Source organism: Ottowia oryzae, from assembly GCF_003008535.1.
Taxonomy (GTDB): domain Bacteria; phylum Pseudomonadota; class Gammaproteobacteria; order Burkholderiales; family Burkholderiaceae_C; genus Ottowia; species Ottowia oryzae.
In genome coordinates, this window is record NZ_CP027666.1 from 1,019,446 (window position 1) to 1,041,312 (window position 21,867).

Genomic DNA, 21,867 nt, shown 5'->3' on the forward strand with positions numbered 1-21,867 from the left:
CATGCCGGGGCCACCCGGCCAAAGGTACCGCCACAAGGTATCGCCTGAAGCGCCCGCCGGTAGCCGGCGGCGGCTCTCAAGGTAAACGCCAGTGGCCCACGCGGCCTTCCCACACCACAATGCGAGTTGAGCGGTTGCACGCCCATGCTGCCGCACCGAATCTGAACCATCGCCGCGCGTGCGCGGCACTGCATTGAAGGAGTTCCGTCGATGACCGCGCGCATCTGGCTTAAAAACTACCCTGAAGGCGTCCCTGCCGACGTGGACACGTCGCAGTACAGCTCGCTGGTGGCACTGATCGAAGACAGCTTCAAGCGGTTTGCCGATCGCACGGCCTACAGCTTCATGGGCAAGGACGTCAGCTACGCCGAGACCGACGAGCAAAGCCGCGCCCTGGCCGCCTACCTGCAAGGGCTGGGGCTGGCGCGCGGCGATCGCGTGGCCATCATGATGCCCAACGTGCCGCAATACCCCGCCGCCGTGGCGGCCGTGCTGCGCGCCGGCCTGGTGGTGGTGAACGTCAACCCGCTGTACACGGCCCGCGAGCTGGAGCACCAGCTGAAGGATTCTGGCGCCAAGGCCATCGTCATCATCGAGAACTTCGCGCAGACGCTGGACAAATGCATCGCCGCCACGCCGGTCAAGCACGTGGTGCTGGCCAGCATGGGCGACCGCCTGGGCGGCCTGAAGGGCATGATCGTCAACTTCGTGGTGCGCAAGATCAAGAAGCTGGTGCCCCCGTTCAACCTGCCGGGCGCCGTGCGCTACAACGACGCCGTGGCCAAGGGCCGTGGCGCACGTTTCACGGCACCGGCCATTGGGCCGGACGACGTGGCCGTGCTGCAGTACACCGGCGGCACCACGGGCGTGTCCAAGGGCGCCATGCTGCTGCACCGCAACCTGATCGCCAACGTGCTGCAATCCGAAGCCTGGAACGATCCGGTGATGAAGCGCGTGCCGTCCAACGAGCAGCCCACCAGCGTGTGCGCGCTGCCGCTGTACCACATCTTCGCCTTCACGGTGAACATGATGCTGGGCCTGCGCACCGGCGGCAAAACCATCCTGATCCCCAATCCGCGCGACCTGCCGGCCACGCTCAAAGAGCTGTCCAAGCACACCTTCCACAGCTTTCCGGCCGTCAGCACGCTGTTCAACGGCATCGCGCACCACCCGGATTTCAACAAGGTCAACTGGAAGAACCTGAAAGTCTCGGTGGGCGGCGGCATGGCCGTGCAAAGCGCCGTGGCCAAGCTGTGGCTGGAGAAAACCGGCTGCCCGATCTGCGAAGGCTACGGCTTGTCTGAAACCAGCCCGTCCGCCACCTGCAACCCGGTGACGAATAAAGAGTTCACCGGCACCATCGGCCTGCCGCTGCCCGGCACGTACATCAAGATCCTGGACGACGCGGGCAACGAGCTGCCGCTGGGCGAGGCGGGCGAGATCGCCATCAAAGGCCCGCAGGTGATGGCCGGCTACTGGCAGCGCCCCGACGAAACCGCCAAGGTGATGACCGCCGACGGCTACTTCCGCTCGGGCGACATCGGCATCATGGACGAGCGCGGCTACACCCGCATCGTCGACCGCAAGAAAGACATGATCCTGGTCAGCGGCTTCAACGTATTCCCCAACGAAGTGGAAGACGTGGTGGCCGGCATGCCCGGCGTGCTGGAAGTGGCTGCGGTGGGCGTGCCCGACGAGCGCATGGGCGAGGCCGTGAAGCTGGTCATCGTCAAGAAAGACCCAGCGCTGACCGAAGACGCCGTGCGCCAGTTCTGCCACGACAACCTGACCGGCTACAAGCGCCCGCGCGTCATCGAATTCCGTACCGAGCTGCCCAAGACCCCCGTGGGCAAGGTGCTGCGCCGCGAGCTGCGCGACAAGCCCGCCATCGCCGCGCCCGCTGGCGCAGTGTCGGTCAACTGATCGCTGCGGCACACGCAGCCGGTGGCCCGACGCGGTCGGCGCGGCCGGCTGGTTGCTATTAGAAAGGAAGCTGCCAGCGCTGGTGCAGCCTGCGCTGGGAAGGGTTTTTACATTGAATTCGCGCCGCCGTATCGGCTTGATGAGCGCCATGCACCAGGAGCTGGCCGAGGTGCTGCAAACGCTGCCCGACGAGCAGCGCGAACGTGCCGCTGGGCGCGATTTCTGGCTGGGCCACTGGCGCGGGCACGAGGTGGTGGCCGTGCTGTCGCGCATCGGCAAGGTGGCTGCGGCGACCACCGCCACCGCGCTGATCGAGCGCTTCGGCGTGACCGAGATCGTCTTCACCGGCGTGGCCGGCGGGCTGGGTGAAGGTGTGGCGGTGGGCGACGTGGTGCTGGCCCGCTCGTTCGTGCAGCACGACATGGATGCGTCGCCGCTTTTCCCGCGCTACGAAGTGCCGCTGTACGGCCGCACCCACTTCGACACCGATGCGGCGCTGACCGAGCGCCTGCGCGCCGCCGCGGCCCAGGTGCTGGCACACCCGGCGGATGCGCTGGGCGAGGCGGCGGTGAGCGAATTCGCGCTGCACGCGCCGCGCGTGCACGAAGGCCTGATCGCCAGCGGCGACCGCTTCGTCGCCACCAGCGCCGAAAGCCAGGCGCTGCGCCAAAGCCTGCCCGACGCGCTGGCGGTGGAAATGGAAGGCGCCGCCGTCGCGCAGGTCTGCCACGACTACGGCGTTCCGCTGGCCGCGCTGCGCACCATCTCCGACCGCGCCGACGACAGCGCCCACGTCGACTTCACCCGCTTCATCGACCAGGTGGCCAGCCGCTACAGCGCTGCCTCGCTCGACCGGTTCTTTGAGTTGCTCTGAAAAGAGTAGCTGGTGGCGCAGGTTGCACCTGCGCTGAGGGCTGATTGTTTCCATAGCCAGGGCGGTGCACGCAAGCTCGCCCGTAGCCCATCATCAGGCAGGACGGCGAAGCTGCGTCGCCCTCCGCAAGGCGTGCCGATGCGGATAGAAAAAGCCGATTCGCTCTGAAAAACGTAGCTGCCAGCGCAAGCGGGACCGGCGCCAGGGCTTAATTTCCCCCAAAGCCCCGCCAAGCGCACAACGCCCCAACCCAGCAAACGCGGTGGCCGCACCCGCGGCGGCCACTCGCGTTGTCCCCCCGCCCGAAGCGCGCAGCGCGAAGAGAGCGGGGGGAAGGCGCCTCAGCGCCTCAGGGGGGCTTATTTCAACCAGCCGCGGCGCCGGAAGTACCACATCGGCACCAGCGCGCTGGCGATCATCAGCCCAATGGCCCAGGCGTAGCCGTACTGCCATTCCAGCTCTGGCATCAGCTTGAAGTTCATCCCGTACACGCTGGCGATCAGCGTGGGCGGCAGCAGCGCCACGCTGGCCACCGAGAACAGCTTGATGATCTTGTTCTGGTTGATGTTGATGAAACCGACCGTGGCATCCATCAAGAAGTTGATCTTGTCGAACAGGAAGGTGGTGTGACTGTCCAGCGAGTCGATGTCGCGCAGAATCTGGCGCGCCTCTTCAAACTGCTCGGCGTCCAGCATCTTGCTGCGCATCAGAAAACTGACCGCGCGGCGCGTATCCATCACGTTGCGGCGGATGCGCCCGTTCATGTCTTCCTGGCGCGCGATGGCAGCCAGCACTTCGCTGGCCACTTCGTCACCCACGTCGCCCGCCAGCACTTTCTTGCTGGCCTGCTCCAGCTCGTCGTACACGCCTTCCAGCGTATCGGCGCAGTATTCGGCGTCGGCGTCAAACAGCTTGAGCAGCACTTCTTTGGCGTCGCCCATCAGCCCTGGCATGCGGCGCGCGCGCATGCGCAGCAGGCGAAACGCGGGCACCGTTTCGTCGTGGATCGAGAACAGCACGCCGTGGCTGCGCAGCTGGTCGTTCACCATGTTCAGGATGAAGGCCACGCGCACCTGCGTGGGCTCGTCCGGGTCGGCCACCAGAAAGTCGCTGCGGATGTGCAGCTCGCCATTGTCTTCTTCGTAAAAGCGCGCCGACTCTTCGATGTCGTCGTCGATCGCGTCCTCGGGAATCGACAGCCCGTAGTACTGGCGGACCCAGCGTTTTTCTTCTGGCGTGGGGTCTTCCAGATCCACCCAGATGGGGCGGAACTTGGACAGCTCCTCCAGCGACTCGATTTCTTCCTGAAACAGCCGTCCGTTGGACAGCGTGAACACGTTCAGCATGGGTGTTTATCCCTGGGGCGGTGCGGGGCAAGAAAGTTGGCGCTGATGCGGCTGGGTGGCTTTGCGCCCCCCCGCGCCAGCGGATCCCAGGGAGCGAAAGCTAGCGACTCGGGACGGGTTCCAAGGCAGGGCTTTCGGTGAGAGGAAAAACCCTCGGATTATGGCATCGGCAAAGGGTTTTCGGGGCTCTGTCACTTGGCTCTGCGGAAATTGATGGGGGGCGTTGCCATCCCTGCAGATCGAAGGCATAGTGGGCTTGCATGTCAGTGCGATGACGCCTCGGCGCCAACGCCGACATGGGTGGCTGGCGCGCCACAATTGGGTGGCAGTGCCAGCCGTTCATCCCGTCAGGAATGGAGGCTCTACATGAACTTGACGATCAGCGGACACCATCTGGAAGTTACCCCTGCCTTGCGCGGCTACGTGACCAGCAAGCTCGACCGGGTCACGCGGCATTTCGATCAGATGGTGGATGTCAAAGTGCTGCTTTCGGTTGAAAACCAGAAGGAGAAGGACAAACGCCAACGCGCTGAATGCACCATTCGCGTCAAGGGCAACGATTTGTTTGCCGAAAGCGCTCATGAAGACTTGTACGCCGCTGTCGATGAACTGATGGACAAACTCGATCGCCAGGTGGTGCGCCACAAGGACAAGGTGCAGTCCTACGACCGCACGGGTGCCACCAAGCACTTGATGTAAATTCCATCTCCCACCCTGAAGTCCGCCAGCGGCGGCTTTCAGGATTCACTCCATTTCAAGCCGCACCGGTTTCGCCGGGCGGCTTGAGTGCTTTTAGGCAGGTCACCCGCCATGCTGCTTTCAGTGGATAGGCCAAGCCGCGCAGCGCGGCAGGCGCAAACGGCCACCGCACGTTCAAACAGGCCTTTGCCGGCGCAGTGCGGCGCCCACTGTGGCCCCTGGATCGACGCAGGGCATAATTCGCCCCCTAAGCCATGAACCGACTTGCATCCATTCTCCCGGCCTCGCAGGTGTTGGTGGGCGTTGACGCCACCAGCAAGAAGCGGGCGTTCGAGGAAGCCGGCCTTCTGTTCGAGAACCAGCACGGCCTGTCGCGCGCGCTGATCACCGACAGCCTGTTCGCCCGCGAACGCCTGGGCTCCACCGGCCTGGGGCACGGCGTTGCCATACCGCATGGGCGCATCAAGGGCCTGAAGGCGCCGATGGCGGCTGTGCTGCAACTGGCGCAGCCTATCGGCTTCGACGCGCCGGATGAGCAGCCCGTGGGCCTGCTGATTTTTTTGCTGGTGCCCGAGGCGGCCACGCAAAAGCACCTGGAGATCCTCTCCGAGATCGCGGAGCTGCTGAGCGACAGCAACCTGCGCGAGCGGGTCAAGTCCGCGCCCACGGCCGAAGACCTGCACGGGCTCATCGCCCAGTGGCAGCCCGCGCAAGCCGCTTGATCTTCGTCAGGCGTGCGCTGGTCGGGGAATACCCGAACGCGCGCCCCCTCGCATAGACTGGCCAACGCCCTCCGCCAGCAGCCTGTGCCCATGAAGCCTTCCGTCATCAGTGCCGACGTCCTGTTCGAGGACCACCGCGCCGCCTTGCGCTGGCAGTGGATTGCCGGGCTGGGCGCGTCCGAACGGCGCTTTGATGAGGTGGCGGTGCGCGAAGCGCAGTCCAGTGCCGACCTGGTGGGCTACCTGAACTACATCCACCCCTACCGCGTGCAGATCCTGGGCACGCGCGAACTCGCTTACCTGACCAACGCCGCGCCCGACGACTGCGCACGCCGCATGTCGCGCATCGTCACGCTGGAGCCGCCAGTGCTGGTGCTGTGCGACGCTCAGGCTGCGCCCGAGGCGCTGGTGTCGATGTGCGAGCGGGCGCAAATTCCGCTGTTTTCCACCGACGAATCGGCCGCCTTCGTCATCGACGTGCTGCGCGCCTACCTCTCCAAGCACTTCGCCAACCGCACCACCATGCACGGCGTGTTCATGGACATCCTTGGCCTGGGTGTGCTGATCACCGGCGAATCGGGCCTGGGCAAGAGTGAGCTGGGGTTGGAGCTGATTTCGCGCGGCAACGGCCTGGTGGCCGACGACGCGGTCGATTTGTTCCGCATCAACCAGACCACGGTGGAAGGCCGCTGCCCTGAGCTGCTGCAGAACCTGCTGGAAGTGCGCGGCATCGGCCTGCTGGACATCCGCGCCATATTTGGCGAGACCGCGGTGCGCCGGCGCATGCGCCTGAAACTCATCGTGCACCTGGTGCGGCGCGAAACCATGGAGCGCGACTACGAGCGCCTGCCGTACGAGCCGCTGACGCAGGAGGTGCTGGGCGTGCCGATCCAGAAAGCCATCATCCAGGTGGTGGCCGGCCGCAACATCGCCGTGCTGGTGGAGGCAGCAGTGCGCAACCACATCCTGCAGCTGCGCGGCATCGATACGTACCAGGAGTTTGTCGAGCGGCACCGCCGCGCGATGGAGCACGACAGCGATCTGTCGTAGTTGCTATCAATTGAGTAGCTGGCGGCGCTGGTGGGGCGGGCGCCAGAGGCTCAAAAGCCTCTCTAACGATGGGTTGGCCGCCCGGCTGGTCAGTCGCCCGGGGTCAGCGCTTTTTCTGGCAGTCGGGGCAGATGCCGTACAGCGACATGGCGTGATCCTGCAGCGACCAGCCCAGGCCAGACGCCACGTTGTGCTGGCGGCGTTCAATCTCGGCGTCCAGAAACTCCTCAACCTTGCCGCAGGACGTGCACACCAGGTGGTCGTGGTGCTGCTCGTCGCGCAACTCGTAGATGGCCTTGCCGGCCTCGAAGTGGTTGCGGTTCAGGATGCCGGCTTGCTCGAACTGCGTGAGCACCCGGTAGACGGTGGCCAGGCCGATGTCGGAATGGTCGGCCAGCAGCAGGCGATAGACGTCCTCAGCCGTCATGTGGCGCTGATCGGCTTTCTGAAAGATCTCGAGGATCTTCAGACGGGGCAGCGTGGCCTTCAGGCCCGTGCTCTTGAGTTCGTCGATGGTGTCCATGCCGTCCTGAAAGAACGCGGCAGGCATGAGGTGCGCGCCGCTACAATGTCCGGCTCGTATTGTGCATGAGCTGGATACATGGTGGCTATATCTCGATTCCATGTCCGCATGATCCGCCCGGTCATGCTGGCAGCGCTGGTTTGCGGCTTGGGTGCCTGCAGCAGCTTCGACTCAGCCACGCGCAGCATGGCCGACGCGATCACCTTGTACAAACCCGAGGTGGTGCAGGGCAACTTCGTGTCCAAAGAGCAAGTGGCTCAGCTGCAGCCCGGCATGACGCGGCTGCAGGTGCGCGACGTGCTGGGCACGCCGCTGATGGCCAGCGTGTTCCATGGCGACCGCTGGGACTACGTGTTCACCATGAAGCGCCAGGGCGTGCCGCTGCAGAACTACAAGCTGTCGCTGTTCTTCAACGGCGACGTGCTGGACCGCTTTGAGGGCGACGACATGCCCAGCGAAACCGAGTTCGTTCAGCGCATCGGCCGCGACAAGAAGCCCAAGGTGCCGCAGCTCGAAGCCACCGAAGAGCAGCTGGCCAAGTTCCCCGCGCCCAACGACGCCGATGCGCCTGCCAGCACCGAAGCCCCTCGCGCCGAACCGCGCCCCGCAGGCAGCTACCCGCCGCTGGAGCCGCAGCGCTAAGCAGCGCATCGCGTGGCCGCTCTGGCCGCGCCATCCATTTTGAGGGACTGCATGACTTCTTCTGCTTTGCCGATTGCCATTGCCGGCGCCAGCGGGCGCATGGGGCAGATGCTGATCGATGCGGTGCGCCAGGCGGGCGACTGCGTCCTTTCTGGCGCACTTGACCGGGCCGACAGCCCGGCGCTGGGCCAGGACGCAGGCGCTCCAGCGGGCTGGGTGTCGGGCGTGGCCGTCACCGGCGACCTGGACGCGGGTCTGGCCGGCGCCCGGGTGCTGATTGATTTCACCCGGCCTGAGGCGACGCTGGCCAACCTGGCCGCCTGCCGGCGCTTGGGCGTGGGTTTGGTCGTGGGCACGACCGGTTTTTCGGAAGAGCAGAAGGCAGAGATCACCGCCGCCGCGAAGGATGTGCCCATCGTTTTCGCGCCCAACATGAGCGTGGGCGTCAACGTCACCTTCAAATTGCTGGAGCTGGCGGCCAAGGCGTTGTCCACCGGTTACGACGTTGAAATCATCGAGGCGCACCACCGCCACAAGGTGGACGCGCCCAGTGGCACGGCTCTGAAAATGGGCGAGGTGATCGCCGAAGCCATGGGCCGCAACCTGAAGGATTGCGCCGTGTATGAGCGCTACGGCCACACCGGCGAGCGCGATCCGTCCAGCATCGGTTTTGCCACCATCCGCGGCGGCGACATCGTGGGCGACCACACCGTGCTGTTCGCCGGCACGGGCGAGCGCATCGAGATCAGTCACAAATCCTCCAACCGCCAGGGTTACGCCCAGGGCGCGCTGCGCGCGGCCCGGTTCCTGGCCGACAAGCGCAACGGTTTGTACGACATGTACGACGTGTTGAACCTTCGCTGAGTCCCATTCATCGAAACCTGCTCACCATGAATCTCGGTCACGTTTTTTCGCAAAGCGACGCCATCGGCAAGGCCGTGGCGGTTCTGCTGCTGCTCATGTCGGTCGCCAGCTGGGTGGTCATTCTTTACAAGGCATGGATGCTGCGCCGCGCCAGCGGCGATGTGGCGCGCAGCATCAGCGCTTTCTGGCAGGCGCCGTCGCTGGCCGAGGCGGCCAGCCGCATCAGCGGCTTTGACAAAGGCCAGTTGGTGTCCCCGCTGGTCGATGCGACCCAGCACCCGGCCGGCGGCACGCTGGCGGCGGCGGGTGACCGCGCACAGCAGCTCACGCGGCTTTTGCGCGACACGCTGCACGCCATCATGGGGCGCCTGCAGTTCGGCCAGGTGCTGTTGGCCACCGTGGGCTCCATCTCGCCGTTTGTCGGGCTGCTGGGCACGGTGTGGGGCATCTACCACGCGCTGACCAGCATCGCGGGCACCAACCAGATCAGCATCGACAAGGTGGCCGGCCCGGTGGGCGAGGCCCTGATCATGACCGCCGCAGGCCTGGCGGTGGCCATCCCCGCCGTGCTGGCCTACAACTGGTTTGGCCGCACCATCGCGCGCATCGAAGCCGAGCTGGAAGGCTTCGCGCGGGATTTGCGCGAGCTGATGGTGAATCACTGACCTGGATGAATTTGAGCTCTACGCTTCGCAAGGCGGCCGGCGCCCCCATGGGGGGCAGCGCAACAGGCGAAGCCGTGCAGCGTGGGGGCAGGTGACTTATGGCATTTGGAAGACTCGAACGCACCAAGGGCTCGGAGCCCATGAGCGACATCAACGTCACGCCGCTGGTGGACGTGATGCTGGTGCTGCTGGTGATCTTCATCATCACGGCGCCGCTGCTGGCCAGCTCGATCCGGCTGGATTTGCCCAAGACCGATGCGGCCAAGCCGGGCGATCCGCCCAAGTTCGTTACCGTCGTGGTCGACAAGGCTGGCCAGGTGTTCTTCAACGATAAGCCGGTGACGCAGGCGCAGCTGACCAGCGAGCTGCAGGGCGCGGCCAAGCTCAACCCCGACACCGAAGTGCAGTTGCGTGCCGACACCACCGTGCCCTACGGCCGCGTGGTCGAGGTCATGGGCGAAGCGCAAAAGGCGGGCCTGAACCGCATCGGCTTCGTGGCTGACCCGGCCGCAGCCGCCGCGCCTGTGCCCGCTGCATCGCAGTAAGCGCCCGTTCAAGCACTCTTTAACTCCGTTTCAGGGTGTTTTAAGGCGCTGGCGCCCGCCCATCCAGCGCAAGAAGCTATTGTTTGAGTAGCAAACGCTTGCACGCGCCGCCCACATTTGGCTGGGCGCGCCGCCCTACAATTTGGGCATGCAAGAAACCTACGACCATCGCAGCGTCGAACAGGCTGCCCAAGCCGACTGGCAAGCCCAGGACGCCTACCGCGTCAGCGAGAACCCGAACAAGAAGAAGTACTACGCGTGCTCCATGCTGCCGTACCCCAGCGGCAAGCTGCACATGGGCCACGTGCGCAACTACACCATCAACGACATGCTGGCGCGCCAGCTGCGCATGCAGGGCTACAACGTGCTGATGCCCATGGGTTGGGACGCGTTCGGCCTGCCCGCCGAAAACGCCGCGCTCAAAAACGGCTTGCCTCCCGCCAAGTGGACGTACGAAAACATCGCCTACATGAGGGGGCAGATGCAGGCGATGGGCCTGGCCATCGACTGGAGCCGCGAGGTCGCCACGTGCGACCCCGACTACTACCGCTGGGACCAGTGGCTGTTTTTGAAGATGCTGGAAAAAGGCATCGCCTACCGCAAGACCCAGGTGGTGAACTGGGACCCGGTGGACCAGACCGTGCTGGCCAACGAGCAGGTCATCGACGGCAAGGGCTGGCGCACCGGCGCGCCGGTGGAAAAGCGCGAGATTCCCGGCTACTACCTGAAGATCACCGATTACGCGCAAGAGCTGCTGGACCACGTCCAGATCGGCAACGACAAGGCCACGCTGACCGGCTGGCCCGACCGCGTTCGCCTGATGCAGGAAAACTGGATCGGCAAGAGCGAGGGCGTGCGCTTCGCCTTTACGCACGACATCCGTGGCAACGACGGCAACCTGATCCAGGACGGCCGCATGTACGTGTTCACCACGCGCGCCGACACGATCATGGGCGTCACCTTCTGCGCAGTGGCGCCGGAACACCCACTGGCCACGCACGCCGCGCAGGGCAACCCGGCGCTGGCCGCCTTCATCGAAAAGTGCAAGCAAGGCGGCACGACCGAGGCCGAGCTGGCCCTGAAAGACAAGGAAGGCATGCCCACCGGCCTGAACGTGGTGCACCCGCTGACCGGCGAAGAAGTGCCGGTGTGGGTGGGCAACTACGTGCTGATGAGCTACGGCGACGGCGCCGTCATGGGCGTGCCCGGCCATGACGAGCGCGACTTTGCCTTTGCGCTGAAGTACGACCTGCTCATCAAGCAGGTGGTGCACGTCGACGGCCAGCACTACGACTACGAACGCTGGCACGACTGGTACGCCGACAAGCAAAACGGCGTCACCATCAATTCCGACAGCCTGAGCGGCATGACCTACCAGGAGGCGGTGGACGCCGTCGCCCATGCCCTGCAAGCCAAGGGCCTGGGTGAGAAGAAAACCACCTGGCGCCTGCGCGACTGGGGCATCAGCCGCCAGCGCTACTGGGGCACGCCGATCCCCATCATCCACTGCGCCACCTGCGGCGCCGTGCCGGTGCCCGAAAGCGACCTGCCCGTGGTGCTGCCGCAGGATCTGGTGCCCGACGGCAGCGGCAACCCGCTGAACAAGTGCGACGCGTTTCTGAAGGTGGACTGCCCCTGCTGCGGCCAGCCCGCGCGGCGCGAAACCGACACGATGGACACATTCATCGACTCGTCTTGGTACTTCATGCGCTATTGCGACCCCCAGCTGGACACGGCCATGGTGGGCGAGGGCGCGCAGTACTGGATGCCGATGGACCAGTACATCGGCGGCATCGAACACGCCATCCTGCACCTGCTGTACGCCCGCTTTTGGACGAAGGTGATGCGCGACATGGGCCTGACGAAGGTGGACGAGCCCTTCACCCGCCTGCTGACGCAAGGCATGGTGCTCAACCACATCTATTCGCGCCGCACCGACAAGGGCGCCAAGGAATACTTCTGGCCCGCCGACGTCGAGCCGGTGATGGACGCCGATGGCCACCAGGTGGGCGCCAAGCTCAACAAGGCGGTGGGCGAGCTGCCCGCCGGCACGCTGATCGACTACGAGGGCGTGGGCACCATGTCCAAGTCGAAAAACAACGGCGTGGACCCGCAAGACCTGATCCAGAAGTACGGCGCCGACACCGCGCGCCTGTACACCATGTTCACCGCCCCGCCCGAGGCCACGCTGGAGTGGAACGACGCCGCGGTGGAAGGCAGCTACCGCTTCCTGCGCCGCGTGTGGAACTTTGGCGCCAAGCTGAATGCTATAGGTAATGTAGCTGCCAGCGCTTATCCGGCGGGCGCTGAAGGCCAGAATGTCATTGAATTTGGCAAGAGCGCCAAAACCCTGCGGCACGAAGTGCACAGCGTGCTGGGCCAGATCGACTACGACTACCAGCGCCTGCAGTACAACACCGTGGTGTCGGGCGCCATGAAGCTGCTGAACGCGCTGGAGGGCTTCAAGTCCGACGGCTCGGCGGGCGACCAGGCCGCGCTGGCCGAGGGCTTTTCCATCCTGCTGCGCGTGCTGTACCCGGCCACGCCGCACCTGGCGCATGGCCTGTGGAAGGCACTGGGCTTCGACGCCGCGCAAGGCGCGTTGCTCGACGCGCCCTGGCCGCGCCCGGACGCCGAAGCGCTCAAACTCGACGAGGTGGAGCTGATGCTGCAGGTCAACGGCAAACTGCGCGGCGCCATCCAGGTGCCGGCCTCGGCCAGCAAGGAAGAGATCGAAGCCACGGCGCTGGCCAGCGAGGCCTTTGCCAAGCACCACCCGGGTGGCGCGGTGAAGAAAGTGGTGGTCGTGCCCGGCCGGCTCGTCAACGTGGTGGTGGCCTGAGCATGGCTCGCCGCCGTTCCCTGCTCACCGCCGCCCTGGCCGCGCCGCTGCTGACCGCCTGCGGCTTCGAGCTGCGCAAGCCGCCTGTCTTCGCTTTCAAGAGCATTGCGCTGGCAATGCCGGCCTCGTCGTCGCTGACGGTGGAGCTGCGCCGGCAGCTGGAAGGCACGGGCAGCCTGAAGGTCATCACCGAGGCGGCCGAGTTGCCCAAGGCCGAGGTGGTGCTGGAATCGCCCGGCGAGGTGCGCGAACGCATCGTCGTCAGCGTGAACGCGAACGGCGAGGTGCGCGAGCTGACGCTGCGCATCCGCCTGAGGTTTCGCCTGCGCACGGCCGACGGGCGCGAACTGCTGCCGATGTCTGAAATCTCGCGCCAGATCGACCAGAGCTATGCCGAATCGGCCGCGCTGTCGAAAGAGCAGGAAGGCCTGATGCTCTACCAGAACATGCAAAGCGACATCGTGCAGCAGGTGATGCGCCGCCTGGCCACCGTGCATCTCTGATGACTGCGGCGGCCCAGGCCGCACTGAGAAAACGCCCCACATCGCATGCAAGTCAACGCAACGCAGTTGCCCGCCCATCTGGCCAAGACCCTGCGGCCGCTTTACACGCTGCACGGCGACGAGGCGCTGCTGGTCCAGGAGGTCGCCGACGCCATCCGCGAAGCCGCGCGCGCGCAGGGCTATACCGAGCGCACGGTGCACACGGTCCAGGGCGCGCATTTCGATTGGGGCACGGTGCTGGCGGCCAGTAATTCGTTGAGCCTGTTCGCCGATAAGCAGCTGGTCGAAATTCGCATTCCCTCGGGCAAGCCGGGCAAGGAAGGCAGCGCTGCGCTGCAGCAGATTGCCGACGCGGCGGCGGGCAACGACAGCACCTTGACGCTGGTCGTGCTGCCCCGGCTGGACAAGGCCACGCGCACCGGCGCCTGGTTTTCAGCGCTGGACGGCGCGGGCGCTACGGTGCAGATCGATCCGGTCGAGCGACCGGCGCTGCCCCAGTGGATTGCGGCGCGCCTGGCCGCGCAGGGCCAGCGCGTGGCGCCGGGCGAGGCCGGCCAGACCACACTGACCTTCTTTGCCGACCGCGTGGAAGGCAACCTGCTGGCCGCCCACCAGGAAATCGTCAAGCTGGGCCTGCTGTATCCGGCTGGGGAGCTGAGCGCCGCCCAGATTGAAGCCGCGGTGTTGAACGTGGCCCGCTACGACGTGTTCAAGCTCAGCGAAGCGGTGCTGGCCGGGCGCCGCGACCGGGTGCAGCGCATGCTGGACGGCTTGCAGGCAGAAGGCGAATCGGAAGTGCTGGTGCACTACGCGCTGGCGGAAGACATTCGCGCGCTCAAGCGCGTGAAGGATGCGATGGCCGCAGGCCGCCCGCTGCCCATGGCCCTGCGTGAGCAGCGCATCTGGGGATTGCGCGAACGCTTGTTTGAGCGGGTGTTGCCGCACCTGAGCGATTCGCAACTGGCGGGCCTGCTGCAGGCGGCGCACCAGGTGGATGGCATCGTCAAAGGTCTCAAGCACCCCGGCTGGCCGGCCCAGCCCTGGGCGGCGCTGCACCGCTTGGCGCAAAGCCTGTGCGGCGCGTGCGGTATGGCGAGCGGGCGGGTAGCCTCGCGCAGTTGAGCAGCGGCGGGCATTGCGCTGCGGATCGCCCCACGCGGGTGCGGTCGGATTTCACGTCTGCCCGGTTTGTACGCAGCGCGGGCGCTGGCTGGGTAGACGGTGGGATGCGTGCGTCCTTACAATGGCAGTTCAATCCAACGCATATGGCCAAACTAGAACAGAAAACCGCCCGGCTGACGGTCTTGATCGACCCGTCCAAGAAGCGTGCGTTTGAATCCCTTTGCGCCGCGCAAGATGTAACGCCCTCGCAAGTGGTTCGCAAACTCATTCGCGACTACCTGACCCAGCACGGCGTGCAGTGGAGTCCTGGCGACCACGATCCTGACGACGAAAGCTGAGGCTTTGGCAAGCGTCCAGTAGCCTGTCGCTGAGCGGCTGGCTACTTCGGTCGATCGTTTGTCCGCTGATGGCGGCGTCGGCCACAAAAAAGCCCCGGCACGCCGGGGCTTTTGCTTTCCTGATCGGGGGTGATCAGAAATTCATTTCCTTGTCCACGTCGGCGGTCTTGCGACGGGCCATGGCCAGGTTGGCGCGCTGCTTGTCCAGCACGTAGTAGATGAACACGCCTTCTTTGCGGGCCGAGGGACGCAGGATGTGGTACTGCTTGCCCAGGGTGATCAGGATGTCTTCGATCACGTCGTTCAGGCCCAGCGAGCGCATGGTTTTGGTCTTGGCGCGCACCACTTCGGTGTTGCCGGCGGCGGCGACTTCCAGGTCCACACCGGTGCCGACCGAGCCCAGCATCATGCCGGAGGCGGAATCGACCACGGCGGCGCACATGGCACCGTCCAGGGTCATCAGTTCGTCGAGAGTTTGTTTGATCGTTGCCATGGGCAGTTCCTTGTTCCTTGTTGGCGGGGAAGGGGTGAGACGAAATTGGCGCTGGCTGTGCATTGCAAAAGGGCGCTGCGCGGCTCGCTCAGGGGCAATGTAATCGGGTTGCAACGGCATTTGCAATGGGTTGACCGGCATGTGCGCAGACTTGGCGTGATGGATTGCATGGTTGCGTCTTGTAACCAGCGAACTGTAGCGCGATCGACACCCGGCCGCCACCAGGGTTCACAGAAGGCGCCTGGCTGGCCGTGGCGATATTCAATGCGCGGCGCGCATAGGGGATGGTTTCGCCCCTGGCGCCAGGCGCGGCGCGCTCAAGCGCTTTCACGCCAGTGGCGGATCGGCACACGCGCTTTCACGCCAGTGGCGGATCGGCACACGCGCTTTTTTGGGACAATTGGGCATGAACGCACACAACGTCGTCGAAACCATGCAGGTTCTGGGCTTGCAGGCCCGCGAAGCTTCGCGCGCCATGGCCCGCTCTGGCGCTGCCGTGCGCAACCAGGCGCTGCGCGAGCTGGCGCGCCTGCTGCGCGAGCAGACCGATGCCCTTCAGGCACCCAACCAGCGCGATCTGGCGCGTGCGCGCGAAGCCGGCCTGGCCGAGCCGATGGTCGATCGCCTGAAGCTGACGCCCGCCATCCTGGAAACCTGCGCCGAAGGCTGCGAGCAGCTGGCAGCCATGCCAGACGTGATCGGCGACGTTGTCTCGCTGCGCCAGCAGCCCAGCGGCATTCGCGTGGGGCAGATGCGCGTGCCCATCGGCGTGTTCGGCATGATTTACGAGAGCCGGCCCAACGTCACCATCGAGGCCGCCAGCCTCTCGATCAAAAGCGGCAACGCCTGCATCCTGCGCGGCGGCAGCGAAGCCATCGAATCGAATACCGCGCTGGCGGCGTTGGTGCAGCAGGCCCTGCAAAGCGCGGGCCTGCCGCCCGAAGCGGTGCAGTTGGTGTCCACCACCGACCGCGCTGCCGTGGGCCAGCTGATCGCCATGCCTGAATTTGTGGATGTCATCATCCCGCGCGGCGGCAAGGGCCTGATTGAGCGCATCAGCGCCGAAGCGAAAGTGCCCGTCATCAAGCACCTGGACGGCAATTGCCACACTTATGTGGACGATCCGTGCGACCTGGACCTGGCGGTGAAAGTCACCGACAACGCCAAGACCCAGAAGTACAGCCCCTGCAACGCCACCGAAAGCCTGCTGGTGGCCCGCAGCGTGGCCCCCGCTTTCTTGCCGCGCATCGGCGCCATCTTCGCGGCCAAGGGCGTAGAGATGCGCTGCGACCCCGAGGCATTGGCAATCTTGAAGGAAAAACTGCCTTCAGCGCAGGCGGGACAAGCGCAGGTAGCTACTCAAAATGTAGCAAAACTGGTTCTGGCGACCGAGCAAGATTGGTCCGAGGAATACCTCGCCCCCATCATCAGCATCAAGCTGGTTGCGGGCGTGGATGAGGCCATTGCGCACATCAACCACTATTCCAGCCACCACACCGAGGCGATCCTGACGACCAGCCACGTACATGCCCAGCGTTTTTTGCGCGAGGTGGATTCGGCCAGCGTGATGGTGAACGCCAGCACGCGCTTCGCCGATGGTTTCGAGTTCGGCCTGGGCGCCGAAATCGGCATCAGCACCGACAAGTTCCACGCCCGCGGGCCGGTCGGGATCGAGGGACTCACTTCGCTGAAGTGGGTGGTGCTGGGCGATGGCGAAGTGCGCGGCTAGGCACAATGCGGGTAGGGCGCATGGCGCGCCACGGTGTTTGCGTCGGCTTTGGGCCCAGTGCGCACACCGCCATGGAAGAAAAAGGTGGATGGGATGAGCGGCATTGAGTCGGCGCGCAACTGGGTCGTGTCTATCGCGCAGCCTGCGGGCTACCAGCACAGTCTGGCGTTACTGGAAGCGGCCGAGAGCATGGTCTTCGCGCTGCGCAGCCTGGGTTTGCACGCCACGATGGGGCCGCCATCGCAAGCCGCGGACGCGCTGCTGCTGTTCGGCGGCCATCTGCTCAGCCCCGGTGTAGCGCTGCCCGCCGGCACCGTCATCTTCAACCTGGAGCAGCTGACGGACTGGAGCAAGCGGCCGGAGGCCAAGCCCTACTTCGACCTGATGGCCCGATTCCCGGTGTGGGACTACAGCCAAGCCAACGTCGATGTGTTGCGCGCAGCCGGCCATCAGCGCGTGAGCCATGTTCCGCTGGGCTACGTGCCCGAGTTGGCGCGTGTGCGTGCGGTGCCCAAGCAGGACATCGACGTGCTGTTCTACGGCTCGCGCAACGAGCGTCGCGACCATGTCCTGGCGCAGCTTCAGGCGCGCGGGATGAAGGTGGAAGCACTCTTTGGCGTTTATGGCGAGCAGCGCGATCAGTACATCGGGCGCGCCAAGGTGGTGCTCAACACCCATTTCTATGAGTCAGGCACCTTCGAGACGGCACGGGTGAGTTACCTGCTGACCAATCGCAAGGCGGTGGTTTGCGAGCACTCGATGATGAACCCGGACGACGAGGCACTGCGGGATGGCATGGCCTACGTGCCCTACGACGGCCTGGTGCAGGCTTGCGAGAACCTGGTCAAGAACGAGACCGAGCGCAAGCGCTTGGAACTGCGGGGCTTCGAGCTCTTCAGTGCGCGCCCGCAAACGGCCATCCTGGCCGAGGTGCTTGGTCTGCCCAAGCCGACCAGCGAGGCACTGGGCGCGATTCCGCTGACGCTGCATCTGGGCAGCGGCAAGGATTTCCGCGAAGACTGGTTCAACGTCGATATCGATCCGTTCTGGCAACCCGACGCGGTGCTGGATCTGGGGCGTCCGCTGCCTTTTGGCGAGCTGCTGCAGACTGAGCGCTTCGGCCCCGTGAGGCTGCTGGAGAACACGTTCGAAAAGCTCGTGGCCAACGACGTGCTCGAACACATTCCGGACCTGGTCTGTGCGATGACCAACGCGCTGCGCCTGCTCCGGCCCGGTGGCGAGTTCGAGATATCCGTGCCGTACGAGTTGGGCCTGGGCGCCTGGCAAGACCCGACGCACGTGCGCGCGTTCAACGAAAACAGCTGGCTGTACTACACCGATTGGTTTTGGTATCTCGGCTGGACCGAGCAGCGCTTTGACGTTGTTCACACGGGCATGCAGCTCAGTCCGCTGGGCATGGGCATGAAAAACCAAGGGGTCGATCTTCAGACCATCATGCGCACGCCGCGCGCGGTGGATTCCATGCAGGTTCGGCTTCGCAAGCGCTATCTATCGACCACAGAGCGCCGCGAGGTGGCCGAGCGGCGCTCGCGCACCAAACGTGCGCCAGTGGCGCCGGGCGGGCCGCAGCATGCGCCAGCTTGATGGCCGCCCGTCGGCAATTCGCGGGCGTGTCGCTTGTGCTCCCTAGAATGCACCGCATATAAGGCATTTGACAGACCCGCGCCATGGTTCCCCACCTCATCACCGCCCTGACGGGCCCCATCAACGAGCTGGAACAGCGCATCCTGGACGCCACGCCGGTGATCGAGCGCTGGTTCCGGCTGGAATGGATGGAGCACACGCCGCCGCTTTACTGCTCGGTGGATATTCGCAACGCTGGGTTCAAGCTGTCCCCGGTGGACACCAACCTCTACCCGGACGGCTGGCACAACCTGTCGGCCGATACGCTGCCGCTGGCGGTGCAGGCGGCCCAGGCGGCGATCGAGAAGATCTGCCCCGAGGCGCGCAACCTGATGATCGTGCCGGAAAACGGCAAGCCCAGCAGCTTCTACCTGGCCAGCCTGGCGCGCCAGCAAGAGATCTTCCGCATGGCGGGGCTGAACGTGCGCTTCGGCTCGATCGACCCGGCCGTCAAGCGGGCGGTCAACTACACGCTGCCCGACGGCGAGAAACTGACTTACGAGCCCGCCCAGCGCAGCGAGTACCGGTTGGGGCTCAAGCACTTCGACCCCTGCACCATCTTGCTCAACAACGATTTGTCCACGGGTGTGCCCGGCATCCTGGAAGACCTGCATGAGCAGTACGTGCTGCCCCCGCTTCAGGCGGGCTGGACGGTGCGCCGCAAGAGCCGGCACTTCCAGTCCTATGAAGAAGTGGCCAAGCGCTTCGGCAAGTTGATCGGGGTGGATCCCTGGCTGATCAACCCGCTGTTTTCCACCTGTGGCGAGATCGACATCCATGAGCCCAGTGGCGGCGAATGCCTGCGCACCAATGTGGACGCGGTGCTGACCAAGATTCGGCGCAAGTACAAGGAATACGGCATCAACGAGAAGCCCTTCGTCGTGGTGAAGGCCGATCGCGGCACGCACGGCATGGGCATCATGACCGTGCGCGACGTGAAGGAGCTGGCCGACCTGGGCACCGCCGCAGGCCGCGCCCGCCTGGGCGACGTGCCGCGTGGCGAAGTGCTCATTCAAGAAGGCGTGATGACCAACGAGCGCATTCACGACGCCGTGGCCGAGCCGGTGGTCTACATGATCGACCGCTACGTCGTGGGTGGCTTCTACCGCGTCCATGCCGACCGCGGCGACGACGAGAGCCTGAACGCCCCTGGCGCGCGCTTCGTGCCGCTGGCGTTCTCGCACAGCGCACAGTTGCCCAAACCTGGCCCCAAGGCGGGCGCCAGTGCGCCCAACCGCTTCTACATGTATGGCGTGATCGGCCGCCTGGCCCTGGTCGCTGCCAGTTACGAGCTGGAAGCCACCGACCCCGAGCTCGAAGCCATGGCCTGACGGCCGCGCCACCTCCGTTCATCGCCGCGCTTGTGCCCATGGCAGACCGCGCCTACACCCCACTCACCGCATCGCCCCTGGGCGGCTTTCATGCGGCCACTTTCAAGCCGAACCATGGGCTCCACTGCGTCTGAAGCCAAATCCTCCCTGACGGCGCTCACGGTTGGCGCCGTGGGCGTGGTGTACGGCGACATCGGCACCAGCGTGCTGTACGCCGTCAAGGAAGTGTTCGGCTCGGGCCACGTGCCCTTCACGCACCTGAACGTGTACGGGGTGTTGTCCATCATCTTCTGGACGCTCACCCTCATCGTTTCGCTGAAGTACGTGGCGCTGGTGCTGCGCGCCGACAACCATGGCGAGGGTGGGCTGGTTGCCATGCTGGCGCTGGCGTCGCAGTCGGTGAAAGACAAGGCGCCCGCGCTGCGCAAGTGGATGCTGCTGATCGGCATCTTTGGCACCTGTTTGTTTTATGGCGACGGCGTGATCACGCCCGCCATCTCGGTGCTGTCGGCCGTGGAGGGGCTGGAGGTGGTTTCGCACACCTTCAAGCGCATGGTGATCCCGATCACGCTGGTGGTGCTGTTCGTGCTGTTCTGGGTGCAAAAGCGTGGCACCGCCGGCATTGGCCGCTTCTTCGGGCCGATCATGTTGGTGTGGTTTGCCACCATCGCCGCGCTGGGCGTGTACCACATCGTTGGGCACCCCGAGATCCTCACGGCGCTCAGCCCGCACCATGCCTTGCAGTTCATCTGGCACCAGCCGGGCACCGCGTTCATCATCCTGGGCGCGGTGGTGCTGTGCGTGACCGGCGGTGAGGCGCTTTACGCCGATATGGGGCACTTTGGCAAGAAGCCCATCCGCGTGGCGTGGTTCTCCATCGTCATGCCTTGCCTCACGCTCAACTACTTTGGCCAGGGCGCGCTGCTGCTGGCCGAGCCCCGCGCCGTGCGCAACCCCTTCTTCATGATGGCGCCCGACTGGCTGACGTTGCCGCTGGTTTGTCTGGCCACCATGGCGGCGGTGATCGCCTCGCAGGCGCTGATCAGCGGCGCGTTCAGCGTGACCAAGCAGGTCATCCAGCTGGGCTACCTGCCGCGCCTGCAGATCCGCCACACCAGCACCAAGGACAAGGGCCAGATCTACATGCCCTTCGTCAACTGGGCGCTGTTTGCCATGATCGTGCTGGCGGTGGTGCTGTTTCGCTCGTCCAGCAACCTGGCGGCGGCCTACGGCATCGCGGTGACGCTGGACATGCTGATCACCACCGTGCTCACGTTCTTCGTCATCCGCTACGGCTGGGGCTACCCGCTGTGGCTGTGCGTGCTGGCCACCGGCTTTTTCTTTGCCATCGATCTGGCGTTCTTCAGCTCGAACCTGCTCAAGCTGATCGACGGCGGCTGGTTCCCGCTGCTGATCGGCGGCTGCATCTTCATGCTGATGATCACCTGGAAGGACGGGCGCGACCTGCTCATCAGCACGCTGCGCACCTCGGCCATCGATCTCAAGGCTTTTCTTGAATCCGTCTTCATGGCGCCGCCCGTGCGCGTGGAAGGCACGGCCGTGTTCATGACCTCGCAGACCGACGTGGTGCCCAATGCCTTGCTGCACAACCTCAAGCACAACAAGGTGCTGCATGAGCAGAACCTGTTCGTCACCGTGCGCAGCCACGAAGTGCCGTGGATCGGCATGGACAAGCGCCTGCAGGTGGACGCGCTGGGCCACGACTGCTGGCAGATCATCGTGCACTACGGCTTCAAGAACGACCAGGATCTGCCCAAGGCGCTGGCCTTGCTGAGCGGGCGCGGCATCAAGCTCAACCCGATGTCCACCAGCTACTTCCTGTCGCGCGACATCGTCACGCCCACGCTCGGCTCCGGGATGATGCTGTGGCGCGAAAAGCTGTTTGCGCAGATGCACCACAGCGCGACGGCCGCCGCCGAGTTTCTGAACCTGCCCAGCAACGCGGTGGTGGAGCTGGGCTCCAAGGTCGAGATTTAAGGCCCCGCCGACGG

20 protein-coding genes are annotated in these 21,867 nt (G+C 65.1%); 17 read left to right on the plus strand and 3 right to left on the minus strand.

The features are described from left to right. Positions 1–210 precede the first annotated feature (210 nt). On the plus strand, positions 211–1,923 hold the full coding sequence (locus tag C6570_RS04700) for a long-chain-fatty-acid--CoA ligase (protein WP_106702192.1): 1,713 nt from the start codon (positions 211–213) through the stop codon (positions 1,921–1,923). Positions 1,924–2,062: 139 nt separating this feature from the next. Beyond that, a complete protein-coding gene (locus C6570_RS04705) occupies positions 2,063–2,797 on the plus strand; it encodes a 5'-methylthioadenosine/adenosylhomocysteine nucleosidase (protein ID WP_106702193.1) in 735 nt (244 codons plus the stop codon). Positions 2,798–3,156: 359 nt separating this feature from the next. Here C6570_RS04705 and corA read toward each other — a convergent pair whose 3' ends face one another. Beyond that, on the minus strand, positions 3,157–4,143 hold the full coding sequence (gene corA / locus C6570_RS04710; RefSeq protein ID WP_106702194.1) for a magnesium/cobalt transporter CorA: 987 nt from the start codon (positions 4,141–4,143) through the stop codon (positions 3,157–3,159). 366 nt (positions 4,144–4,509) lie between these two features. On the opposite strand from corA, the gene hpf reads away from it, so the two are divergent. The 3 genes from hpf to hprK all read left to right on the plus strand — a co-directional run bounded on the left by hpf (position 4,510) and on the right by hprK (position 6,614). Next, positions 4,510–4,842, plus strand: a complete 333-nt coding sequence (gene hpf / locus C6570_RS04715) for a ribosome hibernation-promoting factor, HPF/YfiA family (protein ID WP_106702195.1) — start codon at positions 4,510–4,512, stop codon at positions 4,840–4,842. 254 nt (positions 4,843–5,096) lie between these two features. Next, on the plus strand, positions 5,097–5,564 hold the full coding sequence (locus C6570_RS04720; RefSeq protein WP_106702196.1) for a PTS sugar transporter subunit IIA: 468 nt from the start codon (positions 5,097–5,099) through the stop codon (positions 5,562–5,564). A 90-nt stretch (positions 5,565–5,654) separates the two neighbouring features. After that, the gene (hprK, locus tag C6570_RS04725; RefSeq protein WP_106702197.1) at positions 5,655–6,614 is read left to right on the plus strand and encodes an HPr(Ser) kinase/phosphatase; all 960 of its coding nucleotides are present in this window, start codon (positions 5,655–5,657) and stop codon (positions 6,612–6,614) included. Between the two features lie 103 nt (positions 6,615–6,717). Here the strand turns inward: hprK and fur are convergent, their stop codons facing one another. After that, positions 6,718–7,137, minus strand: coding sequence for a ferric iron uptake transcriptional regulator (fur, locus tag C6570_RS04730; protein ID WP_106704521.1), 420 nt, complete (start codon positions 7,135–7,137; stop codon positions 6,718–6,720). A 108-nt stretch (positions 7,138–7,245) separates the two neighbouring features. Here fur and C6570_RS04735 point away from each other — a divergent pair, with 108 nt between their 5' ends. From C6570_RS04735 to C6570_RS04770, 8 genes are all read left to right on the plus strand, one after another. Next, entirely contained in the window at positions 7,246–7,779 is a 534-nt protein-coding gene (locus tag C6570_RS04735) for an outer membrane protein assembly factor BamE (RefSeq protein ID WP_106702198.1), read from the plus strand. Positions 7,780–7,830: 51 nt separating this feature from the next. Continuing rightward, positions 7,831–8,643: a 4-hydroxy-tetrahydrodipicolinate reductase gene (gene dapB, locus C6570_RS04740; RefSeq protein ID WP_106702199.1), complete on the plus strand. Its 813-nt coding sequence runs from the start codon at positions 7,831–7,833 to the stop codon at positions 8,641–8,643. 26 nt (positions 8,644–8,669) lie between these two features. Next, entirely contained in the window at positions 8,670–9,308 is a 639-nt protein-coding gene (locus tag C6570_RS04745) for a MotA/TolQ/ExbB proton channel family protein (protein ID WP_106702200.1), read from the plus strand. A gap of 98 nt (positions 9,309–9,406) precedes the next feature. Then, positions 9,407–9,853 carry an ExbD/TolR family protein gene (locus C6570_RS04750; protein WP_106702201.1) on the plus strand — a complete coding sequence of 149 codons (447 nt, stop codon included), beginning with the start codon at positions 9,407–9,409 and terminating at the stop codon, positions 9,851–9,853. A gap of 148 nt (positions 9,854–10,001) precedes the next feature. After that, positions 10,002–12,695, plus strand: a complete 2,694-nt coding sequence (gene leuS / locus C6570_RS04755; protein WP_106702202.1) for a leucine--tRNA ligase — start codon at positions 10,002–10,004, stop codon at positions 12,693–12,695. A gap of 2 nt (positions 12,696–12,697) precedes the next feature. After that, positions 12,698–13,198: an LPS-assembly lipoprotein LptE gene (locus C6570_RS04760; protein WP_106702203.1), complete on the plus strand. Its 501-nt coding sequence runs from the start codon at positions 12,698–12,700 to the stop codon at positions 13,196–13,198. Positions 13,199–13,243: 45 nt separating this feature from the next. Continuing rightward, entirely contained in the window at positions 13,244–14,320 is a 1,077-nt protein-coding gene (holA, locus tag C6570_RS04765; RefSeq protein ID WP_106702204.1) for a DNA polymerase III subunit delta, read from the plus strand. Between the two features lie 143 nt (positions 14,321–14,463). After that, the gene (locus C6570_RS04770) at positions 14,464–14,658 is read left to right on the plus strand and encodes a ribbon-helix-helix domain-containing protein (protein WP_106702205.1); all 195 of its coding nucleotides are present in this window, start codon (positions 14,464–14,466) and stop codon (positions 14,656–14,658) included. Between the two features lie 133 nt (positions 14,659–14,791). On the opposite strand, the gene C6570_RS04775 is transcribed toward C6570_RS04770, so the two are convergent. Further along, positions 14,792–15,151, minus strand: a complete 360-nt coding sequence (locus C6570_RS04775) for a hypothetical protein (protein ID WP_106702206.1) — start codon at positions 15,149–15,151, stop codon at positions 14,792–14,794. A gap of 406 nt (positions 15,152–15,557) precedes the next feature. Between C6570_RS04775 and C6570_RS04780 the strand changes: the two genes are divergently transcribed. The 4 genes from C6570_RS04780 (at position 15,558) to C6570_RS04795 (ending at position 21,853) form a co-directional block, all read left to right on the plus strand. Further along, positions 15,558–16,880 carry a glutamate-5-semialdehyde dehydrogenase gene (locus C6570_RS04780; protein WP_106702207.1) on the plus strand — a complete coding sequence of 441 codons (1,323 nt, stop codon included), beginning with the start codon at positions 15,558–15,560 and terminating at the stop codon, positions 16,878–16,880. 93 nt (positions 16,881–16,973) lie between these two features. Further along, positions 16,974–18,485, plus strand: coding sequence for a class I SAM-dependent methyltransferase (locus tag C6570_RS04785; RefSeq protein ID WP_106702208.1), 1,512 nt, complete (start codon positions 16,974–16,976; stop codon positions 18,483–18,485). A gap of 83 nt (positions 18,486–18,568) precedes the next feature. Continuing rightward, a complete protein-coding gene (gshA, locus tag C6570_RS04790; RefSeq protein ID WP_106702209.1) occupies positions 18,569–19,855 on the plus strand; it encodes a glutamate--cysteine ligase in 1,287 nt (428 codons plus the stop codon). Positions 19,856–19,969: 114 nt separating this feature from the next. Continuing rightward, the gene (locus C6570_RS04795) at positions 19,970–21,853 is read left to right on the plus strand and encodes a potassium transporter Kup (protein ID WP_106702210.1); all 1,884 of its coding nucleotides are present in this window, start codon (positions 19,970–19,972) and stop codon (positions 21,851–21,853) included. The last annotated feature ends 14 nt before the right edge of the window (positions 21,854–21,867 follow it).